The sequence below is a fragment of the Lysinibacillus sp. fls2-241-R2A-57 genome, assembly GCF_030209535.1.
Lineage (GTDB): Bacteria > Bacillota > Bacilli > Bacillales_A > Planococcaceae > Lysinibacillus.
The window spans coordinates 1-23226 of record NZ_JARVRU010000046.1 but is presented as its reverse complement, the minus strand read 5'-3'; the positions used below and the strand labels follow the sequence as shown (position 1 = coordinate 23226).

The following is a 23226-nucleotide window of genomic DNA, read 5'->3' as shown; positions in this document are numbered from 1 at the left end:
ACCACCAGGAAGCGTGCAGTCTAAACGGAAATTAACCATACGTTATGGTGATGAGCCATTTTAATAGAAGGGATGGATGAAAATAGATATTAGGAAAATGCGATATTTCATAATGGTGGCAGAAGAATTAAATTTTAGTCGTGCAGCAGAACGTCTTAGGATGGCACAACCTCCCCTAAGCCAAGAAATTCGTAAATTAGAAGACGAATTAGGAGTTCAACTTTTTCATCGAACAAAAAGAATGGTTGAACTTACAGATGCTGGGAAGGTATTTTTAGAAGGATCTCAAAAAACACTGTTTCAATTAGAAAGAGCCATAAAAGAAACACAACTTGTAGCTGAAGGGAAAATAGGAACCTTAATAATCGGTTTTGTCGATTCCACAGAAATCGTTATAGAAGTTCTTAATAAATTTCGAGAACGCTTTCCTAAAATCCAACTCATATTACGTGAAATGACAACGGAACAGCAACTAAAAGCACTCTATGAAAAACAAATTCATATCGGATTTATCCGTTCTAAACAGAACAACGGGATCCTATCTTCTGAAGTTTGTTCTGAAGAATCTTTAAGATTGGTTTTACATAAAGATCACCCTTTCGCCTCATTGCCCAAAATTCCATTCCAATTGTTAATTGATGAACCATTTATTTTGTTTCCGCGTCATTTGGGTTCCAATTTTTATGATTTAATTATTAGCTACTTTCGGGATCATGGTGTAAATTTAAATGTTGTTCAAGAAGCTATTCAAATGCAAACTATTGTTAATTTAGTTGCAACAGGAATGGGAATTTCGGTCGTTCCATCGTCGGTCGAAAGTTATAAACATCCTGGAGTTATCTATAAAAAAATCCAAGAGACCACACCAAAAGTAAATCTATATGTTGTATGGAGACAAGATGAAAAATCTGCAGTATTAGATCATTTCTTAACAGTTGTTAGAGAAGTGTCTTCGATTTTACAACTTGATCATCAAGAATAAAGAGGCTAGGAAATAACTGATTAAAACCTTAAAAAGCGCAAGAAATCAATTTTAATAAACGTTGATTTCTCGCGCTTTTTTAATGTGAAATTTTAATTTTGCTATAAAAATATACTTATGTCCCAGCCTCTAGGTAGTGGAAGAATTCTAATTTAACTAAGACTACAAAGATTTTGTATATATTTCTGGTTAAATCACGTGCAAAAACTTAACCTGTTTTACTCGGATCGTACTCAACGAAACCTTCTAGAACTTTGTCAATTTGATTCATTATTTCAGGTTCTAGTTTGACACCAGAAGCTAACGCATTCTCTCTTACCTGTTCCGGGCTCGAGGCACCGATAATTGCTGAGGAAACATTCTTGTTTTGTAGTACCCAAGCTACTGCAAGTTGAGCGAGGGTAAGATCAAGCTCTTGTGCGATGGGTTTGAGATTCTGGATTGCCGTGAGCACATTGTCGTTCATCCAACGTTGTGCCAGTTTATGAAAAAATGGTTTGCCTGCAGGAGAATTAGCACGTGATTGAGTTGGTACTGGTTTTTGAGGTAGATATTTTCCAGTGAGAATACCTTGTGCAACAGGCGACCATACTACTTGTCCAAGTCCCTCACGTTGACAGGTTGGTATCACATCGGTTTCGATAACTCTCCACAACATTGAATACTGGGGTTGGCTAGCGATGAGCGGAATATTCAATTCCCGTGAAAGTGATGCACCACGAGTGATTTGTTCTGCCGTCCACTCACTTACACCGATATAAAGCACCTTACCTTGTCTTACAAGATCTGCGAAAGCTAACATCGTTTCTTCAAGAGGAGTAGTTGGGTCAAATCTGTGTGCATAATAGACATCAATATAGTCGGTCTGTAACCGTCTCAAAGATGCATGACAATTTTCTAGAATATGTTTTCGTGATAAACCTTTATCGTTTTGCCCATTACCAGTCGGATGGCACACCTTTGTACATAGTTCAATGCTCTCCCGTCGTACACCTTTTAAAGACCGGCCGAGTATTTCTTCAGCTTTAGTGTCTGAATAAACATCAGCAGTATCGAATGTTGTTATACCGACATCTAGTGCTGCTTTAACGCACTCATTTGCAGTTTCCTCATCTACTTTACCCCCGTGATTTATCCAGTTTCCGTATGCAATCTTGCTTATTGTTAATCCGCTATTGCCAAGTTTACTAAACTCCATTCCAGTACCTCCTTTTAAAAGTGATATCTTCATTATAAAGAGCAGATTTTAATACGGATAATATATAATTAATAATGAATTAATATAAAATTTATATAAGACTACAGTGCCCTTTTTGTGTATTCAGAAGTTTGCAAGGCTGTGAGTATTACCACATTGCTATCGAGCAAAGGTTTCGCACTATCCATAAAACAAAAATACGTTATTCTTTTTGTTTTCGTATTCCCAGATAAGACGAGTTGAATAATTAGCAAGTCTTAAAATATCGTTAATGGATCTCCATTTTAGGAGGAATTAGCTTGAGGAGTGTGCATGAGGATTATTTAGTAATACTAGTGGTTGCCGTTCTGGCGGGCAATAACGTTTCTTTTGTTATGCCCGCTCAAACCGTTCCTGTCAGAATCTGCTTACTATCAACTACTGCCTTTATTTATTTTATTTTTCTTACAAGCCAGCGCCAGCCTATCCAGAAAACTATTATCATTATTCCTACTCCAACAGACTCTGTCAGTATCCACAAAACGATAAGAATCAACAAAATAATTAACGGAAGAATCGTCAGCTTCAAATCGTCCAACTCTTTCATTCACTCACTCTTCTTTCTTGAATGATATTTTGTTCCCCAAAAGAAAGACAGATGCTTAATACAAACCGATTTCAACTATTTTATGAATTGTCCGTAGAGAAAGTTTCTTAATTCGAGAAAAAATGGTGTTCATAAAACTTCGCCTAACATAAAAAACACCAGCATTGTTAGTACAAAAAGTGCTGGTGTTTAGGTTAAAATATGATTCGTACGCATTGTATGGTCTATATAATTAATAGCATTAAATACCTAAATATAAACAAAATGATTTTATTTATCTTCATTATATTCTGAAGGTAGCATAATGGAACCTCATACTGTGTTATTTTTACTTGATGATGTTGCATAATAATTTAAAGCCTGGATTTCTTTTATAACGATTGCACCACAAATGTATGTAGACAAGCCGATTATTCTAGGCCAGGTGTGTTGATTAACCATTTTTATACATTCGAAGAGGCTGATTTCCGCTACGGGCTATTTTAACGTTCGATGGAGCAACATAATAAGTCATATGCCTCCTTCCAAAGAAGTGAATATTTTTGCATCAACAGATATTTAACCTTTGCTATATTTCAGCTGATACTTTTCCATTACTCGACTAAAGAACGAGGCTAGAATTTGCTGAAAAAGCATGCCAAACACGACAGGCATGACCGTTTTTGCTGGAAAGTATGTAGTCGCTATAACTACCCCTACCGCAATATTGCGCATGCCTCCTGTAAAAACGAACAGCGTAATAATACTTATATCCTTCCAAAGAAAATGACCTAGCACTAAACATAGTGCATACCCTGATACCGCAAGTGCAAATACAACCAAAATAACACTAACTAGTTCCCAGTTAATATTTTTAATGTACGGGGCAATTGCACTACTATTAATCATTACAATGCTAAACAAGCTAAGCTTTGAAAAGGGGGCTAATTTCCTTCCTAATGTCACCGTAATTTTGCCTTTAGTAAACTCGTTCAACGCTACGCCTATAAGAGAAGGCACAACAATCATCCATAGTAAATCTACTATCAGACTAACCGTATCAATTTCGATTGTTTGCCCCACAACAATATGTAATAAAGCAGGAATAACAACAGGAGATATGAGTGTATCGATTAAAATGATCGCAAGACATAACGCAAGATGTCCCCTACAAATACTCACCCAAATAAAGCTCGTTACCCCTGTTGGCAAAGCGACCGCTAAGACAAAGCCAATTGTTAGTAAATGATCCTGAAAGATAACGGTTGATACAAAATAAGCCCAAATTGGCATTAGTACATGTAAAAATGCAATGACTATAAAGATAACTGTTGGGTATTTTTTCAAACTTTTTATCCCTTCAACATTCATACTTAAACTACCCGCAAACGTCATAAAGGCAAACAGCCACGGTACTAAAAATAAAAGCTGATGCCCTACATTCTCTAACAGCACACCTATCACTAAGCTAAGCGGTGTCAAAATAGGCATCCATTTTTGGAGGTATTTATTTAAACTATTCAACATTGTTTGCTCCCTCTTTCATAAAAGCATCACCTATCTTTAACAATTTTTGCAATCGCCCTTTCTAGTAAAACATACTAGAAAAATTTGCAGTTTTTAACCATATCCTGCAAACTATTAACATAACTAGCTAGAAAGGATGACTAGATTAATGAAAAAATTAGTGTCCACTTTATTGCTTTCCATACTTGTTATGGCAAGTGGGTACACGGTACAAGCTGCTGGCTTTAAAGATGTGCCAGCAGATCACTATGCCTATGAAGCCATCATGTGGGCTGAGGAATATGATATCGTTAATGGCTATGCTGATGGTACATTTAAGCCCAATGCAACCATTACAGAGCAGCAATTCGCAAAATTGCTTGCTAATTTTTTTGAGCTTGAATCACCGTATGATGAGTTAAAAAAACAGACCACTGCTGCAAACTGGTCTGATGAATATTACAACCGACTTGCAAGCTATGGTGTACCATTAAACGGATATTTTGATAACAATATTCGAGCAGCTACCGTGAAGCGTGGTGTTGTGGCACAGGCAATTTCACATTTAGTTAATGGTAAAAGTGGATTAGACCAATCCATTCAGTTCTTAATTGATTATTACATTTCTACAGGACAAAACCCACAGTATGAAAATCGCAATTTGCAAAAGTTTTTTGGCGTTACAAACAGTATGACACGTGCTCAAGTCGTTACGATGCTCCACCGTATGGATGAAAGAAATTTTTATGAAATTTCAGAGGATGCACAAGCAATTCATGAAAATACTAGCAATGCATCTTTAAATACACGAGCGAAAAATGGCCAAAATCAGCTAGATAAAACAATGCAGCTCACAACACCTACTAACAGTGTTTGGGAAGGTAACTATTCGTACTATTATAAATGGGGTAAAGGCGCCACTGATTTTAATCGCCGTGATGCCATCATTTCCAATGCAACAAGTAAAAGCTTTAATATTTTCATTACTGCCAATGATGGAACAGCAGCAGGGAGTGTCGATGGGACAGCAACGATTACTTCCAGCAATAAGGCAGTGATGAACAAATCTTCAAACGGCAATCGCTGTGTACTAGAATTTGAACGTCTTAATAATGCACTAAAAATTACCGAGGTTGATTGTAGTGCAGAGCATGATGAAGGAACCAATTTTTCTGGAACTTTAAAGAAACAATAAGTTTTACACGGGTCCGACTGAAAATCTCCAAACTTATAAAGGGGCATCAAGGTGTTTGAGTTATTGCACCGTTACGATACTTTTATAAGTCACCATAATCCCCTTCCTTAGGGAAAATGGCTAAAAAGTGCGAAATGGATTAAAATATTCATTCGCACTTTTTTATGTTTCGTCAACTCTTGGTAGACTTCTATCACTGTAATCGTATCCCTAATAGTGAATCAAGCTAGTTTTTTAGCGGTGCTGCCGATTTCAATGACCAGCACCTTTTTTCTAGTCATTCGTCAGTTAGGCGATCTTAAAACTTCTTATACCACTCCATGGCAATCTCAATAAAATCAGCGAGATACGGAGATAGATGTTTATTTTTATGCCAAGCAATATCCGTAAAAATATCTGCTACATTCATTGATGTAGTCAGTTCTTTTAAACGATGGTTTTCTAACTCCTTCTCCACCACCATTTTCGGTAAGAATGAGATCCCTAAGCCTGCCATCACACATTGCTTAATGGCTTCAATACTAGCAAATTCAATCATTTGTAATGGATGGACACCTTCCTGTTGTAGCTCTATTTCCAATTGATTACGGTAGGAGCAACCACTTTCCGTTAAAAGCATCGTTTCTTTAGATAGTTCCTGTAAAGAAAATACATTTTCTCCCTCGTAACCCTCTGTTAGTGCACTTATAAAAACCAATTGCTCTTGAATAAGTCGCTCTCGCTGTAACATAGGTGTCTCCTTATAAACATCCGTAATAAATGCTACATCGAGATTGCCTGACTGTAATAATTCTTTGGCGATTTCGGTTGTGTGTACAGGCTTAAAAATGATTTTTACTTGGGGATGAGATTTTTGAAATTGTTGTAAAATAATTGGAAGACGATAGACACATTGACTTTCCTGTGCACCTATTTTTAATACCGCTTGTGCCTGTTCATTTAACACTACTTTTTTCATTTCCATATCTAAATCGAGCATTTTTTGGGCATACTGTTGTAATCGCTTGCCCCCTTCTGTAAGAGTAATGCGTTTTCCAAGCCTCTCAAAAAGGATTACTCCTAGCTCTTCTTCAAGCGATTTAATTTGTGCTGTAATACTTGACTGTGCATAACCTAATAACTGTGCTGTTTGCGTAAAGCTTAACATTTCTGAAGCTGTTAAAAACGTTTGCAGCTGTTTTATATCCATATTCTCACCTCTAAATCGTTTTTTTCGATACATCCCATCGAAACATTCATCTTTATCGATAACAAAAACAAGTTTACACTAGTTATAACCTGAAAGATAGAGGAGGATTCCTATGAAAATCACCGCTTTTATCGGTAGCTCTAGAACCGATAGTAATAGTGAACAATTAGCTGACTATGTATTAGAAGAGATTCGTCATGAAAAAATAGATTTAAAAAAATTAAAGATAGAGCCCATTCACGATTTACGCCATGATGACAATGGCTTTCAGTTTGTAGATGATGATTATGATCAAATTATTCATGCATTTTTAACAAGTGATATCGTTATTTTTGCCACACCGATTTATTGGTACAGCATGTCAGGAATTATGAAGAACATGGTGGATCGACTAAGCCACGCTATTCGTGATGAGCGCTTTCCACAGCTAAAGGAAAAATTACAGACAACGGAAGCAATTGTTCTTGCTGTCGGTGGTGATGCCCCCTATATAAAGGGCCTACCAATGATTCAACAATTTCAATATATCTTTGATTTCTTAAAGATGTCGTTCTCCTCGTATATTATTGGAGCAGCAAACAAGCCTGGTGAGATCAGTCAAGATGAACAGGCATTAGCACAGGCATCCATATTAAATAAGCAGCTAAAAGCACGCATCAATATCAAATAAGAAAACGACCTGAAAGCGGCTATGCTTTTAGGTCGTTTTTCAATGTTAGACTTCTGCCTCTATCGGAATATGTTTGAATGTTGTCACATCAAATAACCATGTATCTTTAACTTTAAGGTAGGAATAACAGTTAAATTTCAAAACAGAAAAATTATCCATTTTAATGAAAACTAATATATCCTATTCAATAAACAATTTTTGCGTAAATTTATTTTAAATCAAGCTTTGAAAGCGGCTCAATTATAAAGTTATATCTCTAATATAGTTTGTCGTTCTCAACAGTTTCCATTGTCCCTATTTTTCCTCAAAAATTTTTTAAGATAGATAGCTAATAATGGTTGGCCATCTTTTTTCATTTTAATACTGACACAATTTGGACTATTTGGTATAGTTTATTCGATAGAAAACAAACTTCAAAGGAGGTATTTTAGCTATGTCAAAAGTATTTGAATTTAAATCAAATGGCAAATTTATAGTAACAGTAGATGACTATAATGTAAAAATTCAACCAAAAGGTTTTTCAAACTTTATTAACAAGGGCGGTTCAAAAGGTGAGAAATCAATACCTATTAAATCTATAACTGCAATCCAATTCAAAGAACCTGGACTTACTACTGGATATGTTCAATTTGCTTACTCAGGTTCTAGTGAAACAAAGGGCGGTACAATGGCAGCCGTTAAAGATGAAAATACAATTACATTTGTAAAAAAAGAATTGAAACAAGCACGTGAAATGGTAGACTTGATTGAATCTAAACGTCAAACTGAATCTACTCCTTCTAAAAATTCATCAGTTAGCGCTGCAGATGAGATTTTAAAGATGAAAGAACTATTAGATGCAGGTATCTTAACTCAAGACGAATTTGACACTAAGAAAAAGCAATTGTTAGGAATCTAAGTCACTTAAAATGTAGTGAACCCGATAAGTTAGACTTTAACCAGAATGGATTTCTCCATTCTGGTTTTTCTTTTATGCGTCCAATCTTTCACAATAGCTGACTGGACTACATCCAAATTTCTCTTTATTCGCTTGAAATTGTAGTAGAAATATACTTTTCAGTCGCTTGTGTTATTTATTCAAAACTAGTATTGATAATTACGAGATGCATTTCTTGTTTCAGTAGGCGAAGAAGTTTCCATTAGCTAATTGTTTAAGCGGTTTCCTTTTCGAGACATGCATTGTAGCAGGATTTTCATGACCTAGTAGGTGTTGTAAATCTGCAAGTTCAATCCCAACATTCATTGCCAGTGTTGCGAATGGATGACGCATCACGTGTGATTATTGCGAAGGTATTACAAGCGAAATATGAGGCGCACTTCGTCTTAAAGGATGGACGAAAATTTTAAATGACAGATAACTAATTTGGTTGTCTGTCTTTTTCATATGTACTTTTAACAATTATTTCCCTACAATGGAAATACAGAGGAGGAATTTGATAAGAAAATTATTTTATGTTAGAGCCCTTTAGCATTTTCACTTGCTACATGCGGTTGGGAAAAAATTGTTCCTAAAGAAGAGCCTGTAGCAAAAAAATAGCCCCTGAATTTTTAACATCAATCATGAGAACAGTAAGTTATAGTAACCATTGATACACAATGTTGTTAAAGGTTCAATTATACATAAATTAGTAAGGAGTATCTAATAAATGGATATACGGAAGAGTATGTTGTTTTTTATATCACCACTATTATTTTTAGTTTCTTGTAGTAGTGATGATCAAGCTGTTAAAAGTGATGAGAAAACGTATATATCACCAATTCAAGAAAAGGAAATATATGAAATTAAACAACCCGCAAAGGTTAATGTTTCAAGAGGATTAATACTGAGTAATATGAACAATTCGTTAAATATAAATGAAATTGAGAAAGGGTTAATGAATTTATCAGTAAATCACTTTTCTACAAAGAAGTTTTATATGCAAGAAGGTCAATATTTAGATAAAAAGATTATTAGTCAGTGGTTAGATCGAAAATCAAAAGAAGGTTTTGGTTTAAACCCGCCTATAAAAAAGAGCACTGGAGATGTTTTAGAGGATGAAAAAAATAATCCTAAGATATTATCTCATATATTAGAACAAAATTTTATTAACAAAGAAAATGGAGAAATAGAAGGAATGTCTTTAGCCATATCCTTAAATGAATTTTATGACATTAAAGTAGCTGATGATAAAGGTTTAATTTATACTGGTCAAGTTAAAGTAGATTCTAACGATGATAATGTTAACGATGTAGAAAAATATGGTAAGGAAATAACTGAGATAATAATAAAAGATATTAGAAATAATAAAAAAATACCCAATGTTCCTATTTATGTAACTTTGTATCAAGAATCAAATAAAAATGATATAATTCCAGGAATATTTTTAGCTGAAACATTTATTCCTGAAGGAGAGTATAAAATAGATGAATGGACTGATATAAATATAAAAAATTATACATTCCCTTCAGATTCATTATACAGTTTAGACAAAGATACTTATGAAAAATTATTAATTTTTAAAGAAGATATTCAAGAAGGTTTTAAACATTTAAATCCTAAAATAATTGGTAAAATTAGATATAAAGATGGGAAATTAATCGATTTAAAAATAGACGTTAATGTGCCTTTAATAAATGATACCGAATTGATTGCTCTTTTACAGTTGGTTGGCACTAGAATAAATACTATTTTATTTGATTATGTCCCTGTTACTGTTCGTATTATAGATCAAAAAAAAGATGTTGGGATTGTCATATGGGATCCAACAGAAAAACAGATTTATGCAACTCCAATATAATTTCTCAAACTTCGCAGCGAGATAAACCAGCCCAAAACATATGCCTGTAAGTTACACTATAATGGATTCATGTTTCTTGACACTATTTTTAGGTATATAAAAAGCACCTCATTCTTTGGTATAGTGAGATGACTAGAAAACACTACCAAGCAGAAGAGGTGCTTCCATTATGGTAGAACAGAATGACCAAAATAATCAACTACCAAAAGAAATTTATCACGTCTTTCGTGAATTTGAAACATATCGATCACAAAATTCAAAAACTCATCAAAAGTCAACTTCAGCAATGGATTACCAGCCTTCCTAGTTAAATCAAGGCTCATTTACCGATTTCATTGTGCGAAGTTTGAGTTAATAAATAATGTAGCCCAATGTATAGTTTCTATTATCATCGAAAAAACGACCACATCTTAATGGTCGTTTGTAAATTCGAGCTCTTTAGGTGGTTCCCCTTTTCTATTCATCAAGCGCATACGAATTGGCTCGATTTTTAGCGTAATCATTTCATCTTGATTACCAACAAAAATACTTGTGAAAAACTCAGCTAACCTATTTTTTAATCCTTCCTCTTGAATTTCTGTTAACTTCCCTTCAATTTCAACATACGAATCACCAAAGCCTCCATTTTCGTACCCATATAAAATATGTGTATACGGGTTTTTGCGAAGCTCTTCCATTTTTCCAGAATGTTTATTTGTCACGGTGTATAATACAAAGTCTTCATTTTGGAACGTCATGTATCTAGAATAAGGTTTGCCGTTCTCAACTGTTGCCATCGTTCCAATTTTTTCTCGATTTAATACTTCTAATATTTCATCGCGTACAGAGCTCATATTATTCCATCCTTTCTTTTATCATTATATTTTGTCCTTATTTAGCTAATCTAACCGCCATTTTTTGAAAAATACGAAATGTCAATCTTCAAGGATTATCCTCAATCTATTGTTATAATAACTTTTTAGACACACGAATTTTTAGAATGAGGGTTTTAATGATGAAGCAAGCTTTTTTCACAAGATGTCTATTCTTCCTTTCAGGCATTTTGGTTTTATCTTTCGGTATAACGTTAACTATTAAAGGGCAAATTTTTGGTGTTGGTTCGTGGGATGTTTTGCATATTGGACTAACTAAAACGTTCGGGTTAACGATTGGTACTTGGTCAATTTTAATTGGTCTAGCCATTTTAGCTGTTGATATGGTAGTAACGAAGAAGTTTCCACTGCCAGGCACATTTATAGATATGTTTTTAGCAGGTATTTTTATTGATATTTTCAACTATTTACTTCCGGATATAGATGGCTTTTGGATGCAACTACTAGCTTATGTATGTGGCTTAGTATTACTTGGTTGGGGCTGTGGTATGTATATGGTGGCGAATTTAGGCATTGGTCCTCGTGATTCATTAATGCTTCTTATGGTCCATAAGTTTGGCTGGAGTGTTACACGCGCTCGTACAACGATGGAAGTATCAGTAGCTATAGTTGGTTTTTTACTTGGCGGACCTATTGGGGTTGGAACAGCTCTAATGGCCTTTGGACTTGGGCCAATTGTACAATTTGCTTTAACATACAACGAGAAATTATTTACAAAATGGACAGGCGTGAAGAGCGCTGTTATATAAAGTGAAAGTTTAATCACCAATCGGGCTTTTACAGGATAAACTCAAAGAGGCTGGGACATAACTGGCCAAAACCTAAAAAGCGCGAGAAATCAATTTAGAAACGTTGATTTTTCGCGTTTTTTGATGTTAAATTGAATGTTGCATGAAGATAGATGTCGGTATTTTTCAAAAGTTGGTTGATAAATTAAAAGCTGGTTGATAAATCGATAAAATTGGTCGATAAACAATCAAAAGTTCTCGACAAACCTCAAAACTGCAGCTAAATTAAAGATTTCTGTCGCTGCCGTTGCGCTCCGCTCCAATTTCGCTGCAGAAAAACGAGATTTTGTCCCAGCTTCTTTTTTGCCTTTTATTCGAAACACCCTTTGCCTTAATGCGTTTTATTATCCCATGGCTATTTATTGCAACAAGTATTATTTATGCTATAACTTATATTCGCTTTCGCAAAGCAATTCAGGATCTCATTCAATAGTGAATGCTAAAAAGGAACCATTTTACAGATGTAAATTGGCTCCTTTTTTTTCTTTTGCTCTAATGTGTGAGCAATCGAATCGTTTTTGTACGACTAATCGGTACAGCTGAATCGTGCTCGACGACAACAACTGTTGAAAATTTATTATAATAATGGTCATCGTGAGCCTTAGGAGATAAAATAATGAGCTTTCGTTGTAATTCGTTTACATACAAATCAAACACTTTTTCTTTACGTTCCTCATCCAATGCACTATCAAACTCATCTAGGACGATGAAGCTTGGTGAAGTATTTAAATTTTGTAGCAAGGCAAGTGCAAATAATAGTGAGCTTAATGACTCTTCTCCGCCTGACACACCTTTTCCAAGCTTACCATGTCTGGCCTTTGTGCCCACATCTTCTAAACGCCCACTATGTCCGATTTTTCGTGCTTTAATATACAACTTAAAAATTGTACGACCTTTTTTATCTTCAAAACGTTCATATTCAATTTTTCCTTCAAATTGGAATTCATCCATATATTTTGAAAATAAATTATTAATTTTAAGAACATTCATATTGATGGTCGTTTCAAGACGATTCTCATTTTCTAATGCTCGATTTCTGTGAATTTCTAAGTATTCCTGTGTTTGATCTACTGTCTCTTTTTTTAGGTTAAAATCATCTTTTACTGCAATATAATTACGCTCTGCCTCCGGATTCACCTTTTCTGCTCGTGCATTCTCAAAGTTGATACGGGCTGTGGTATTATCACTCTTTAACTTTGGAATAGTGCTATTTAATGATAGAGGTACTTCTTGCACTTCAGCAAAAATATCTGGAATAATTGTTGCCAGTTCCTCCAAACAAAGCTGTTCTTGCAAAATAGAGGCCTCCGCCACCTCAAATTCTTCTTGATATTTGAGAAGTAGTTTCTTCGTACCATATACATCATTTTCTGCATCTCTTAAATCACTCTTAAGTAACCTTATATCGCTTTCCTTCTGTCTACAAACATCATGAAGTTTGTAGCTCTCATCCTTTAATTGATTAAGTGTGCTATTCGACTCATCAATAATAGCATTCAATTCTATTAACTTTAATTTCGTTTCTGTAAGCTGTTCTTGAACTTTCTTTAAAGCTCCAAGCTGTTCATAAATGTCTAACTCGGTTTTTAGCTTTTCTAATTCAAATTGGTTGGCTATTTTTTTCTCTTGCTCGTTTTGTAGTGCTGTTGTTAGCTGGATTTCTTGTTTCTGAAGCGCTGTAAATTGTTCGTCTAGTTTTGTTTTGTACTGTACCTTATGATGCTTAAATTCAGCATCTACAACACTTGCTTCTGCCTTCTGTACATCCTTTATAATACTATTTAGCTTTTGCAAATTAATTTGGTCTTCTTTAAATTGTGTTGTCGCCGCTAATAGCTGTGATTCGAGCTGAGCTCTTAATTGGCGCATTGTGTGTAACTGCTCTGTCAGCATTTTATCATTTAAAATAACTGTATTTTTTTCTTGTGTACCTCGATAGCCGTGCTCGTCGACTAATAATTCACCTTGGATCTTTGGCGCTTGAATCTCAAAAAATTGCTGTGCCCACCATAATGCTTTTACGGCAAAATTCTGTTCTTTTTCCGATAATCCTTGTCGAATAACTAATTTTTGCACTGGTAAACTAGTTGTCAAACGTTCTGGTACAATTGAACGTAATGATACATGATATAAATCATTAAACGCTATTCTCTCTTTTGCATCGTAAAAAATGGTGTATTTAATTGAATTCAAACGATTTTCATGCTCTATTGTGGCACCTTCAGCTAACGTAACTAAATCTCGGAATGTATAAGCCGAGATGTCTCGTTGCTTGAATTGTTGTAAGCCCGCTAATTGACGAGCTGAATATATTTGATTGTTTTCACGTTGTGTAATTTCAATTGTTGTATTTTCAAGTTTCTGCTCTAAGGAAACTTTTTTCTTATAATAATCTTGAATTTGCTCTTCAAGATGTGTAATTTTTTGTTGTACTTGGTGGGCACTCGTATGCTCCGCAAGAAGTGCGATTGCTTCCTGTTCCTCTTTTTCTATTTTCTCTAGTTCCCATTTAAGGGTTAATCGATTTTCATTCAGCTCATCCTTTTGCATAACCAAATTTGTAAATTGCTGCTGTAATTGTTTATATTGCTGTTCAATTATAGCTATTTTTTTCTGTGCATCATTGAATTTTACTTTTGTTATATCTTCTGTAAAACGAAGCTGTTTACGCTGTTCTTCTGTCTGAATGAGTTGAACCTTTAATTCTTGCTCAGTCAAAATTAAGGTCTTTCGTTTCTTGGAAAACTGTTCAAGCAATGTTGATTTTGATCGCTTTTCCTCATCCATTTGCAGCTGCTTTTTATTCAGGTCTTGTAATAAAAGTTTTGCTTTTTCGATTTGTTTCTTTATTTGCCCAATTTTTCCTTCTGTATCTTGATGAATGTCTGTTTGCTTTTTTTGTTTTTCTACAAGTTCTAGCTTTTGATTGTTGTATAATTGTACAAGTGACATGGTATTAAGGATATGCGCTTTTCCTGCTTCATATAAACGAGCCTTGTTATTTTTCAAACGATCAAATTCTTCTTTTGCTATTTTCAGATTAAATTCAGCTTGCTTAACAACAGTCTTTGCAGCTACAAGCTCTTGTTCTAGCTCTTTAACACCTTCAATTGCCGTTTCCCACGATTGCTGGATTTCAGTAATATTATGCATTTCACTAAATCGACGAAAACGCTCTTCAGGCGGCATCACAGCAAATTGATTCACTTCTTGCTGATACCAAATTAAATAAAATAAATCTGAATCAATTTTATATTTAAACTGTAAATCTTCTTTATATGTTGTAAAATTACGTTGGTTCGCATCACCTGAACGATAAATATCGCTGACAGTCAATTCGTCCTCTGTTTCTCCAGTTAGGACATGATATTCCCGCTGTAATACGCCTCGATTTGCATCCTGCTCAATCATTAATCGAAATGACACAAAAGGTGCTGCGTCAATTCGTGATGGCCCTTCATTTTTAAAGGTCAGCTCCACCATCGCTCTCCATTTTTGATGGCTTGGTAAATTATTTGAACGCAAGCCCTCTAAATCGATTTTTGACGAATATAGTACCGCTCCCATACAAAATGATATCGTTGATTTTCCTGTACCATTTGGACCCGTGATTAGGATATGATCATTAGCTTGACCAAATAAAATGCGCGTTGGTTTATAGTCACGTATACCACTAAACTGCAGACGATAGGGAATCATAGTGCATCCTCCCGAATATACAGATTATAACGTTTGAAAAATTTCAATACTTCTTCTTTATTTAACTGAGTAGATTGTGCAAATTCTGCAGTTCTTCGTAAAAATGAATCTGAAAACATATGAACACCAATCGCTGTTAACGAGTAAGCTTTTTCATTTTTTGAAATTTCATTTTCTTCTACTGCACCGATTTTTTTCAGTTGGTCGATATTTTTCAGTAATTTAGCACTCGCATTTAACAGTTCATGGCCGAAATCTGTTAATATTTGCTGTAATAGTGTATATTCATGGTTTAGTACTTCCTGCTGATAAAACATATACAGTAAAATGGCAAGTGCCTCTTTGCTTAATGTCGACTTTGCATCCTTGGCGGAAACTCGCATCATAACGATCACGCGCGTTCTTTTTTCATCATAAATTACACGAAAGTAGCGATGCACCGCTGCATTTACACGTTCAATAAAAGAATAGAAAGCCTTGTCATCATTTTTTATGTTAAGTAGCTTTTCTAAATCCTTACGACGCAAACCGTAGTTGCTTCCTAGTACACTTGCAGAGGATGAAAATAATAGCTGCATGAATGCTAGCTCTTCCTCCGTCGATAAGTAGGCGCGTAAATTACTCATTGTCGCGAGTTGTGCGTTTATGTCGTTGTAATGTAAATCGTCTGTCGTCATCTTCTACCCACTCCCATCGTTTATCGAATTGTTTTGTATCTGATACTTCTTTCATATTCACCTTTTGTTTACTCGTTAAAGCTGATACAGCTAAAAGGGAGCGAATTGAGTCTGCCCATTCAGCAGAGCTTGATTCAATCATCACTTCTTCTAGTTCACTTTCACCATGTACATCCAAGTAATGTTCGATTACATCTGTATTAATAACCGCCTTCGTCATTTGCCAAGCTGCATCATCAAACAATTGTTGAACTGATTCACCTTCAACAACTGTTTCTTCAAAGTCGATTTCCTCTTCAGCCTCAATTGGATCGTTCACTTTTGGCTCGTAGGTTTCTAAATAGTGAATAGCTTCATCAATATCTTGTCCACCTATTGGAGCTGCAAATTTAATAGGTAACCAAATACCGTCCAGTTCCTCATCCTTATACTGTGCCTGCTCCATAAAACTAAATAAATCATACGCATTTGGGATATTCGAATCGATTGGTGGGTTGTACATATTTACGATAAATGTGCGTACCTTTTCAGGTGAAATCGAATCGGAGAGAGGCGTATCCTGCATCGTGACAAAACGAATATATTTCGTAAGCATTCCTAGACTAAGAGCTGTTCCCTTTGATAAAACGGCTGTCCCACGTTGTACTAATTCACTCATCACTAAGCTCTCTTCTACCGTTTGGAACTGGCTAAGTCGCTCTTGCATTTTTATTTCAAGTTCCTGCATTAGCTGATGGATAATTTCAAGCTGTGGTAAAGCATTTCGATCCGCAAAAAATTCCAATTGACGAAGTTCCAGTTTTTGAATGGCATCTTCAACATTGTGAATCATAGATGCAATTTTATTGCCTCCTGAGATTCCATTATCATCATAGGCTGCACTGAGCTCCGCATCTCGTCGCGCTTGGAAAAGCGAACGCCCAATATCATCCTGTAAATAATAGGCTAATGAATCGTTCGCAAGACGAATAAGTGCATCCATCATCCGTTTACCACGGTCTAATAATTTTATTTGACGCGTTTGCTTAGTAAGCCAGCTATTACGCGCCAAAATGTAAATTAAGTGATCAAGTTGCTTGATGGTTGGTGGTGCATCATCGATATATGTATTACGATAACGATAATACAGCATTTCTGTATCCTCAATCACATCTGTTAAGCCTAAAGATTCTTCATATAAAAGCTGAATCGTATTTAGAAACCGCAAAATTTCAAGCGGTGACTCATAAATTTGCTGGCTCCCAAGCTCGTTTAATACTCCCGCTAATGAGGCAATATCGCGCATTGATGTTTTAAGCTCAGCTGTGTTCGATTCAACATTAAAAATAGAGATTGGCGCTCGCTTTACTGTATCCATTTCATCCATTGTTCTATATCTCCTAATTGCTGCTCTTGTTCGTGTTCAGCTATTTCAAGTTCGCCAAGTAGCCACTTTTTATAGGCTTCGATATCAGAAAAAGTCTGATTATCCCTAGCAATGATTTTATATGGTGTATGAATCATTTGTACTGCATGCATAGCTATTATTAAGCCTGCAACATCAAAATCTGTCCAAACAATCACTGTTTGCGTGGTGACAAGCTGACGAATCAACGTTTTATGCGCAGACCTTATTTGACCATCTAAGCATAAAATAAAGGAATTAGTCTGCTGTAAAAAGCTCGTTTCCTTTGCCATTCGTGTAAGGATTGCTCTATTTTCGACAAGCCAAATAATGCTCGCATCTGTTTTATATGTATCCTTTAAAATGGCATCATCTGTTAATGCATGGATAACACCTTGTTGATAATGGCTAAATGTCCCCGTTAACTCACCAGAAAAAAAGACTGGTGTAATTTTCCCTAAACTAATTAATCCGCAATCGCTTGACTGTACAGAGAAGACACGTTCCAGCTCCTCGATAAATTCTTTTTGCTCACGGTCGAAAACTTTTGAGCCTCCAATCTTATCAAAAAGCGTAGCACCTATTTCTTTAAAATCAAATAGTACTCCTTCATTTGCCAATTGGAAAAAGCCGATTGAAAAATGCAAAAAACGTAATCGCTTTTCAATCGACCAATGGGACAATAATTTTGTCGTATGTGCTAATTTTTCGATCGGCATTGCTACAAACTCATTTAATTGTTGGACAGCTTGTTGAAGTTCTTTTATAGGTTGTATGTCAGCACTTTTTTGCAACTGCAATGAATAATCTTCTAACCTTTGTGTCTGCTGCTCTTTCTGCGCATCATTATAGCACTTTAAACTTGGTCCAATTCGGTAATGAATTGCTTTTGCGGTACGCCCATCTTGTGCAAAAACAATCTCTTCTATAATCCACCCTTCCTTAATCCAACTTTGAATTGTAGAATAATCTTCTGTTAGCTTTCGCTTTGCATTTTTTGTGAATTTATAATTTAATAGCCCTTGTGGTGGCACAGTTTTTATTAGTTGACCAACCTTTAAAAACGATACAATGCGGTAAGTTCGTGCAGTTTGTTTTGCTACCGTATACTGCTTAATTGTATCTGAAATATATTTTGGAGGTACTTCAAGGTGTTCACCATTTTTGACAAAATACGAAGTCAAAAATTGTTCTATCATACTATCACACCCTTTCTCTCTTCATTATACAAAACTAGAGTATTGAATGCAGTATACCTAGTTTACTTATATAAATTAAATCCAAAAAATCTGATAAACCTATCAAAAAAACTACATCATCCATTAGGCGAATCTGATGGATGATGTAGCTTTTTTCTTTTTAAGCTTCTTCTGTATTTTTTCCAGTAGCTTCGATGACTTCAGGGACTGCATCCACTGTATCTTCCTGAACATTTTCAGCGGCAGGTGGTGTGATCGTAACTAATGTATAGTCATCTTCCTGTAAAATTTCAAAGGAAAACTTTTGACGAATATCTCCTACATACAGTGATGTCCCGATTGCTACATCAGTGACATCAACCTCTATTGTTTCAGGAATTTTTGTTGGATTTACTTTTATTCGAACTTCACGATTAGGCTGTAAGAGAAATCCACCATCTGCAACTCCAATGGCATGACCGGTAACCGTTACTGGAATATCGACCTCTAGTTCCTCTGACATATTAATGGACTTGAAGTCTACATGCTTAACATTGCCCTTTAGTGCACAGCGTTGTACTTCTATTAATACTGCGTTTATTCTTTGACCGTCAACATCTAATTGAAAGACACTTTTATTTCCGAATGCCGCTAATATTTTTGCAAATATTCTCGCATCAAGCGATATCGCTGTTGGCTCCATTTGATAACCATAAACAACTCCTGGAATTGCACCATTCTGTCTGAGTTGAGTTAATGATGATTGACGCCCTTTTTCGCGTTTAATTGCAGTTAAAACAGTACTCATCGTCATTTTCCCCTTTCATGGAAACTAGTCTCATAAAAGGTTTTGCCCGTTCTATAGATTTTTATACATTTTATCAATTTCTACAAGCAAAATGCGAAGCTTCCGAAATATTTCGGCGGCTGTCTCTTCATTTAAAAAGAAACTCCAACAACAAATTTCAGGAAGATTAAAAGCCGAGACGTATTTATGCTCGGCTAATTTTAAACTATTATAATCTTCCAGCAGCACTCAATGACACCGCTAGCATTTTGGCAAACTCTCCGCGTGTAATATATTGATTTGGTGATAGATTTGCATTGTAGTCTAGAGCGCCAATTGCATACAATGTCTCCGTATGACGCAAAGTTTCCCCTTGAAGATAGTAAGTATCTTGGTAAGGTAAAGCGGCATATTCTTCTTGTACAAAATCAACAGCATCTAATGTTCGACCAAGCATTAAAATTGCCTGCTGGCGTGTTATTTTTCCATTTGAATCAAATATTTCTGGCGATTTCCCTTTAATAATCCCTAGAGAATGTAAGGCACCAACATATCCACCATACCAAGATTTTTTGGCATCAATGTCTTTGAATTGTGTAGTTTGTACTTGCTGAAAGCTGAATGCACGTGCTAGTAATGCACTAAACTGAGCGCGTGTTAAGGAATCATTAGTGCCAAAATGATCAGCTGTTCTTCCTTGAATAATCCCCCGCTGCGCTAAAGTACTAATATACGTACTGTATGCTGAATTACCTGTATCACGAAAATAATTTGGCTGTGGATTTACGAATTTTAAATCTGCATTATGATGAAGCGTTGCAACTACTCTGTCCCCTAAATCTCGATAAGCAACTGGCTCCATTACGCCTTTTTTAGCAACTTGTTTTAAAACTCCATCCTGACCATTTTTAAAAATTTCCACTTCAAGAGGCTGTCGGTTATCGACAATACTAGCTTTAACGCTAAATATATCTCCTTTTTCAGATGCATTAATTGTAGCACCATATGCAGAGTAAACCGTCATATTCGGTGTTTTCATATGTACATAATTCGTTGGCTCTTGATAGGCATATGCTTGTATGGGGGTAGCGAGTGATAAACCTAACATTCCTATTAACACTACCTTTGAAAATTTCCCCTTCATATTGCTCCTCCTTCTTTTCATCTAAAACTATCATACTAGATTTCGCTATGTAAAAATATAGTATTATTTGCACATACTCGAACACTTTAGTTCTACAAAAAACTACACTTTCAATTGTTCAGACTTACGAACAAATGAAAGTGCAGCTCAAACATGCACCTACAGAATTGTTATTTTATTATCTAATAATACATGTAACTCATGAAGCTTTTTAATTTCAAAATGCGGTTGAATATCGCTTGTATTTTCAATACTACGTATATTAAACCAGCATGTATCTATTCCGGCCTGTAATCCGCCTTTAACATCCGAAGTTAAAGAATCCCCAATAATTAGAGTTTTATCTTTATTTATATCATCGATACGTTCAAAAACATAATCGAAGAAAGCTGGCATTGGTTTTTGATAGCCTGTTTGTTCCGAGATAAAAATGCCTTTGAAAAATTGTGCTAAATTTGCATCCTCTAGTCGTTTATTTTGGGTAATTGTTTTCCCATTTGAAACAACATATAAATTATAGTTATCTGCAAGCTGTTCGATTACTTCGTAAGCACCGTCTACATAATGATGGGCCTCTTTCAAATATTTTTGAAAGATTGCTTCAAAGTACTCCCCATCTACATCTATGCCGAATTCCTTTAAAGCAATAGAAAATCGAGTGTTATGTAGTGTATTTTTAGACACCTCTCCACGTTCAAAAGCACGCCACATCGATTCATTAATCTCTTTATAACGAGCAATCATCGCTGGGGTTGCTGCAATATTTTCCTGCTTAAATAAACGATCAAGTGCTGCGTTTTCAGCTAAGTCAAAATCTAATAATGTGTCATCCACGTCAAATAATAATGTTTCATATTTAGTCATGTCATTTCCTACTTTCTTTGGTGCATTGTTACCATCTTGTTACTTCTATCATAACTCTTTTTTTAAAAAATAACAGTAAATGTACCCATCCACCTCTTTTTTAAGAAATGTCTTTTTGAAGAAAGTTGTTAAAAATATTCCTTAATTGCGTAAAAAATATGATCATCTAACCTAAAAATAGCCCTTTCGACAATTTCGTATTTGAAATTTTTAGCGAATGTGAGACAATAGAATGCTAGAAAGGAAGATGTACGAATTATGACGACCCTACAAAAAATTACGCCTGTCTTTGATCCATGGGAAGCGTACTTAGATGTTGAACAACATGGGCATATGACCTTATCTAATATTGAATTCACAACGACAAATCTTTGTAATATGCGCTGTGCACACTGCGCAGTGGGTTATACATTGCAGACTAAAGACCCTGAGGCATTACCAATCGACTTGTTAACGAAGCGTTTGGATGAAATTCCACACCTTAAAACGATCTCAATTACTGGTGGAGAACCTATGATGTCTAAGAAATCCGTTCAAAACTATGTATTGCCTTTATTGAAATATGCACATGAACGAGGCGTGCGAACACAAATCAACTCTAACCTAACTATAGAGCCGGAACGTTATTTACTGATTGCACCGTATTTAGATGTGCTACACATTTCACATAACTGGGGCACGGTTGATGAATTTGTGGAAACTGGCTTTGCGATGATGGAGCGAAAGCCAACGTATGAGCAGCGTGCTGCTTTATTCCAACGCATGATTGATAACTCAAAAATGCTAGCAGAACACGGTGTAATGGTATCGGCAGAAACGATGTTAAACAAAAAAACTTTACCATACTTAGAACATATCCATAACCAAATCATTAACGAAATGAAATGTGCACGCCATGAAGTGCATCCAATGTACCCTTCAGACTTTGCAAGTTCCCTAACGTCTTTATCACTTGAGGAAACTCGTGAAGCTATTCATCATCTACTTGATGTTCGTGATGAAAACACTTGGATGCTGTTTGGCACGCTACCTTTCTATCCATGTAGCTTGAATGCAGAAGATCAAAAGCTTTTAAAACGATTAAGAGAAGCAAAAAACGTTACGATGCGTAATGATCCAGATGGGCGATCTCGCTTGAATATCAATATCTTTACAGGTGATGTCATTGTGACAGACTTTGGCGATACACCAGCACTTGGAAATATTGTGAACGATGAACTACCTGCCATTTTTGATAAATGGATGGCAACAGATTTAGCGAAATCACTAAACTGTCATTGTCCAGCCGTAAAATGCTTAGGTCCAAACGTTCTTGTTAAAAATATGTATTATAAAGATGCACAGTTTGTTAGTGGCTCTGCTACTGTGTAAAAATGAAAAATGTCCAATGCAATAATCTATATGCATTGGACATTTTTCATACTATATTATTGTTAAATAATTATTTCGGTTGCATTGAAAATTAAAAAGCATCATGTAGCTTCAAATTTTATAAAAAAGTGAATAAATACAAGATTTATCCATACTTTATATGTGGTTATCTTGAGGTAAATTTAGACTTTTTATTCTCTCAATTTCTTCTCTCGATAAGCCTACTAAATCCATTATTTCTTCAACCGTTTCATGTCGTTTCAACAATTTTTTCACTAATTCTATTTGCTCTTGTTTACGCCCTTGTTCTAGTCCTTGCTCTAGTCCTTGCTCTAGTCCTTCTTTTATTCCCTCTGTTTTTCCTTGTTCTCTTCCCTTAT

General features: G+C 35.4%; 19 protein-coding genes and 1 pseudogene. 7 read left to right on the top strand and 13 right to left on the bottom strand.

The annotated features are described in order from the left end of the window. The first annotated feature begins 82 nt into the window (after nt 1-82). Nucleotides 83-982: a LysR family transcriptional regulator gene (locus QRN68_RS09810; RefSeq protein WP_285396726.1), complete on the top strand. Its 900-nt coding sequence runs from the start codon at nt 83-85 to the stop codon at nt 980-982. A 208-nt stretch (nt 983-1190) separates the two neighbouring features. Here QRN68_RS09810 and QRN68_RS09805 read toward each other — a convergent pair whose 3' ends face one another. Both QRN68_RS09805 and QRN68_RS09800 read right to left on the bottom strand, forming a co-directional pair. Then, the gene (locus QRN68_RS09805) at nt 1191-2180 is read right to left on the bottom strand and encodes an aldo/keto reductase family protein (protein ID WP_285396673.1); all 990 of its coding nucleotides are present in this window, start codon (nt 2178-2180) and stop codon (nt 1191-1193) included. A 1144-nt stretch (nt 2181-3324) separates the two neighbouring features. Continuing rightward, the gene (locus tag QRN68_RS09800; RefSeq protein ID WP_285396672.1) at nt 3325-4272 is read right to left on the bottom strand and encodes a bile acid:sodium symporter family protein; all 948 of its coding nucleotides are present in this window, start codon (nt 4270-4272) and stop codon (nt 3325-3327) included. 148 nt (nt 4273-4420) lie between these two features. On the opposite strand from QRN68_RS09800, the gene QRN68_RS09795 reads away from it, so the two are divergent. Continuing rightward, a complete protein-coding gene (locus QRN68_RS09795; protein WP_285396671.1) occupies nt 4421-5446 on the top strand; it encodes an S-layer homology domain-containing protein in 1026 nt (341 codons plus the stop codon). 298 nt (nt 5447-5744) lie between these two features. Here the strand turns inward: QRN68_RS09795 and QRN68_RS09790 are convergent, their stop codons facing one another. Further along, the gene (locus tag QRN68_RS09790) at nt 5745-6635 is read right to left on the bottom strand and encodes a LysR family transcriptional regulator (RefSeq protein ID WP_285396669.1); all 891 of its coding nucleotides are present in this window, start codon (nt 6633-6635) and stop codon (nt 5745-5747) included. A 112-nt stretch (nt 6636-6747) separates the two neighbouring features. Between QRN68_RS09790 and QRN68_RS09785 the strand changes: the two genes are divergently transcribed. Together QRN68_RS09785 and QRN68_RS09780 are read left to right on the top strand one after the other, a co-directional pair. Further along, nucleotides 6748-7305 carry a flavodoxin family protein gene (locus QRN68_RS09785; protein ID WP_285396668.1) on the top strand — a complete coding sequence of 186 codons (558 nt, stop codon included), beginning with the start codon at nt 6748-6750 and terminating at the stop codon, nt 7303-7305. 433 nt (nt 7306-7738) lie between these two features. Continuing rightward, nucleotides 7739-8203, top strand: coding sequence for a DUF4429 domain-containing protein (locus QRN68_RS09780; RefSeq protein WP_285396667.1), 465 nt, complete (start codon nt 7739-7741; stop codon nt 8201-8203). Nucleotides 8204-8422: 219 nt separating this feature from the next. Here the strand turns inward: QRN68_RS09780 and QRN68_RS09775 are convergent, their stop codons facing one another. Then, nucleotides 8423-8575, bottom strand: a complete 153-nt coding sequence (locus tag QRN68_RS09775; protein WP_285396666.1) for a hypothetical protein — start codon at nt 8573-8575, stop codon at nt 8423-8425. 376 nt (nt 8576-8951) lie between these two features. Here QRN68_RS09775 and QRN68_RS09770 point away from each other — a divergent pair, with 376 nt between their 5' ends. After that, on the top strand, nt 8952-10082 hold the full coding sequence (locus QRN68_RS09770) for a CamS family sex pheromone protein (protein WP_285396665.1): 1131 nt from the start codon (nt 8952-8954) through the stop codon (nt 10080-10082). Between the two features lie 410 nt (nt 10083-10492). Here QRN68_RS09770 and QRN68_RS09765 read toward each other — a convergent pair whose 3' ends face one another. Further along, nucleotides 10493-10915 (bottom strand): pyridoxamine 5'-phosphate oxidase family protein, encoded by a 423-nt coding sequence (locus QRN68_RS09765; RefSeq protein WP_285396664.1) that lies wholly within the window; start codon nt 10913-10915, stop codon nt 10493-10495. A 161-nt stretch (nt 10916-11076) separates the two neighbouring features. Here QRN68_RS09765 and QRN68_RS09760 point away from each other — a divergent pair, with 161 nt between their 5' ends. After that, nucleotides 11077-11703 (top strand): YczE/YyaS/YitT family protein, encoded by a 627-nt coding sequence (locus QRN68_RS09760; protein ID WP_285396663.1) that lies wholly within the window; start codon nt 11077-11079, stop codon nt 11701-11703. Nucleotides 11704-12234: 531 nt separating this feature from the next. Here QRN68_RS09760 and QRN68_RS09755 read toward each other — a convergent pair. The 7 genes from QRN68_RS09755 to QRN68_RS09725 all read right to left on the bottom strand — a co-directional run bounded on the left by QRN68_RS09755 (nt 12235) and on the right by QRN68_RS09725 (nt 21475). Further along, complete coding sequence (locus QRN68_RS09755) at nt 12235-15441, bottom strand: AAA family ATPase (RefSeq protein ID WP_285396662.1); 3207 nt, start codon at nt 15439-15441, stop codon at nt 12235-12237. Further along, entirely contained in the window at nt 15438-16067 is a 630-nt protein-coding gene (locus QRN68_RS09750) for a hypothetical protein (protein WP_285396661.1), read from the bottom strand. The genes QRN68_RS09755 and QRN68_RS09750 overlap by 4 nt, the downstream gene beginning before the upstream one ends. Next, on the bottom strand, nt 16060-17484 hold the full coding sequence (locus tag QRN68_RS09745; RefSeq protein WP_350224345.1) for a hypothetical protein: 1425 nt from the start codon (nt 17482-17484) through the stop codon (nt 16060-16062). The genes QRN68_RS09750 and QRN68_RS09745 overlap by 8 nt, the downstream gene beginning before the upstream one ends. After that, nucleotides 17463-18701 carry a DUF2399 domain-containing protein gene (locus tag QRN68_RS09740; RefSeq protein WP_285396660.1) on the bottom strand — a complete coding sequence of 413 codons (1239 nt, stop codon included), beginning with the start codon at nt 18699-18701 and terminating at the stop codon, nt 17463-17465. Before QRN68_RS09740 ends, QRN68_RS09745 begins: the two co-directional genes overlap by 22 nt. Nucleotides 18702-18861: 160 nt before the next feature. After that, complete coding sequence (locus tag QRN68_RS09735) at nt 18862-19488, bottom strand: 50S ribosomal protein L25/general stress protein Ctc (RefSeq protein WP_285396659.1); 627 nt, start codon at nt 19486-19488, stop codon at nt 18862-18864. Between the two features lie 208 nt (nt 19489-19696). Next, on the bottom strand, nt 19697-20611 hold the full coding sequence (locus tag QRN68_RS09730) for an S-layer homology domain-containing protein (RefSeq protein ID WP_285396658.1): 915 nt from the start codon (nt 20609-20611) through the stop codon (nt 19697-19699). 159 nt (nt 20612-20770) lie between these two features. After that, nucleotides 20771-21475, bottom strand: a complete 705-nt coding sequence (locus QRN68_RS09725) for a YjjG family noncanonical pyrimidine nucleotidase (RefSeq protein ID WP_285396657.1) — start codon at nt 21473-21475, stop codon at nt 20771-20773. A gap of 258 nt (nt 21476-21733) precedes the next feature. On the opposite strand from QRN68_RS09725, the gene yfkAB reads away from it, so the two are divergent. After that, nucleotides 21734-22846 carry a radical SAM/CxCxxxxC motif protein YfkAB gene (yfkAB, locus tag QRN68_RS09720; RefSeq protein ID WP_285396656.1) on the top strand — a complete coding sequence of 371 codons (1113 nt, stop codon included), beginning with the start codon at nt 21734-21736 and terminating at the stop codon, nt 22844-22846. 156 nt (nt 22847-23002) lie between these two features. Here the strand turns inward: yfkAB and QRN68_RS09715 are convergent. Continuing rightward, nucleotides 23003-23226 (bottom strand): annotated as a pseudogene (locus QRN68_RS09715) (hypothetical protein); the annotation flags it as partial.

What these genes read in the sequence shown, in the direction of transcription:
- QRN68_RS09805 (WP_285396673.1), bottom strand. Translation starts at nt 2,180, where the DNA reads ATGGAGTTTAGTAAACTTGGCAATAGCGGATTAACAATAAGCAAGATT.
- QRN68_RS09800 (WP_285396672.1), bottom strand. Translation starts at nt 4,272, where the DNA reads ATGTTGAATAGTTTAAATAAATACCTCCAAAAATGGATGCCTATTTTG.
- QRN68_RS09795 (WP_285396671.1), top strand. Translation starts at nt 4,421, where the DNA reads ATGAAAAAATTAGTGTCCACTTTATTGCTTTCCATACTTGTTATGGCA.
- QRN68_RS09790 (WP_285396669.1), bottom strand. Translation starts at nt 6,635, where the DNA reads ATGGATATAAAACAGCTGCAAACGTTTTTAACAGCTTCAGAAATGTTA.
- QRN68_RS09785 (WP_285396668.1), top strand. Translation starts at nt 6,748, where the DNA reads ATGAAAATCACCGCTTTTATCGGTAGCTCTAGAACCGATAGTAATAGT.
- QRN68_RS09780 (WP_285396667.1), top strand. Translation starts at nt 7,739, where the DNA reads ATGTCAAAAGTATTTGAATTTAAATCAAATGGCAAATTTATAGTAACA.
- QRN68_RS09775 (WP_285396666.1), bottom strand. Translation starts at nt 8,575, where the DNA reads ATGCGTCATCCATTCGCAACACTGGCAATGAATGTTGGGATTGAACTT.
- QRN68_RS09770 (WP_285396665.1), top strand. Translation starts at nt 8,952, where the DNA reads ATGGATATACGGAAGAGTATGTTGTTTTTTATATCACCACTATTATTT.
- QRN68_RS09765 (WP_285396664.1), bottom strand. Translation starts at nt 10,915, where the DNA reads ATGAGCTCTGTACGCGATGAAATATTAGAAGTATTAAATCGAGAAAAA.
- QRN68_RS09760 (WP_285396663.1), top strand. Translation starts at nt 11,077, where the DNA reads ATGAAGCAAGCTTTTTTCACAAGATGTCTATTCTTCCTTTCAGGCATT.
- QRN68_RS09755 (WP_285396662.1), bottom strand. Translation starts at nt 15,441, where the DNA reads ATGATTCCCTATCGTCTGCAGTTTAGTGGTATACGTGACTATAAACCA.
- QRN68_RS09750 (WP_285396661.1), bottom strand. Translation starts at nt 16,067, where the DNA reads ATGAGTAATTTACGCGCCTACTTATCGACGGAGGAAGAGCTAGCATTC.
- QRN68_RS09745 (WP_350224345.1), bottom strand. Translation starts at nt 17,484, where the DNA reads ATGGATGAAATGGATACAGTAAAGCGAGCGCCAATCTCTATTTTTAAT.
- QRN68_RS09740 (WP_285396660.1), bottom strand. Translation starts at nt 18,701, where the DNA reads ATGATAGAACAATTTTTGACTTCGTATTTTGTCAAAAATGGTGAACAC.
- QRN68_RS09735 (WP_285396659.1), bottom strand. Translation starts at nt 19,488, where the DNA reads ATGAGTACTGTTTTAACTGCAATTAAACGCGAAAAAGGGCGTCAATCA.
- QRN68_RS09730 (WP_285396658.1), bottom strand. Translation starts at nt 20,611, where the DNA reads ATGAAGGGGAAATTTTCAAAGGTAGTGTTAATAGGAATGTTAGGTTTA.
- QRN68_RS09725 (WP_285396657.1), bottom strand. Translation starts at nt 21,475, where the DNA reads ATGACTAAATATGAAACATTATTATTTGACGTGGATGACACATTATTA.
- yfkAB (WP_285396656.1), top strand. Translation starts at nt 21,734, where the DNA reads ATGACGACCCTACAAAAAATTACGCCTGTCTTTGATCCATGGGAAGCG.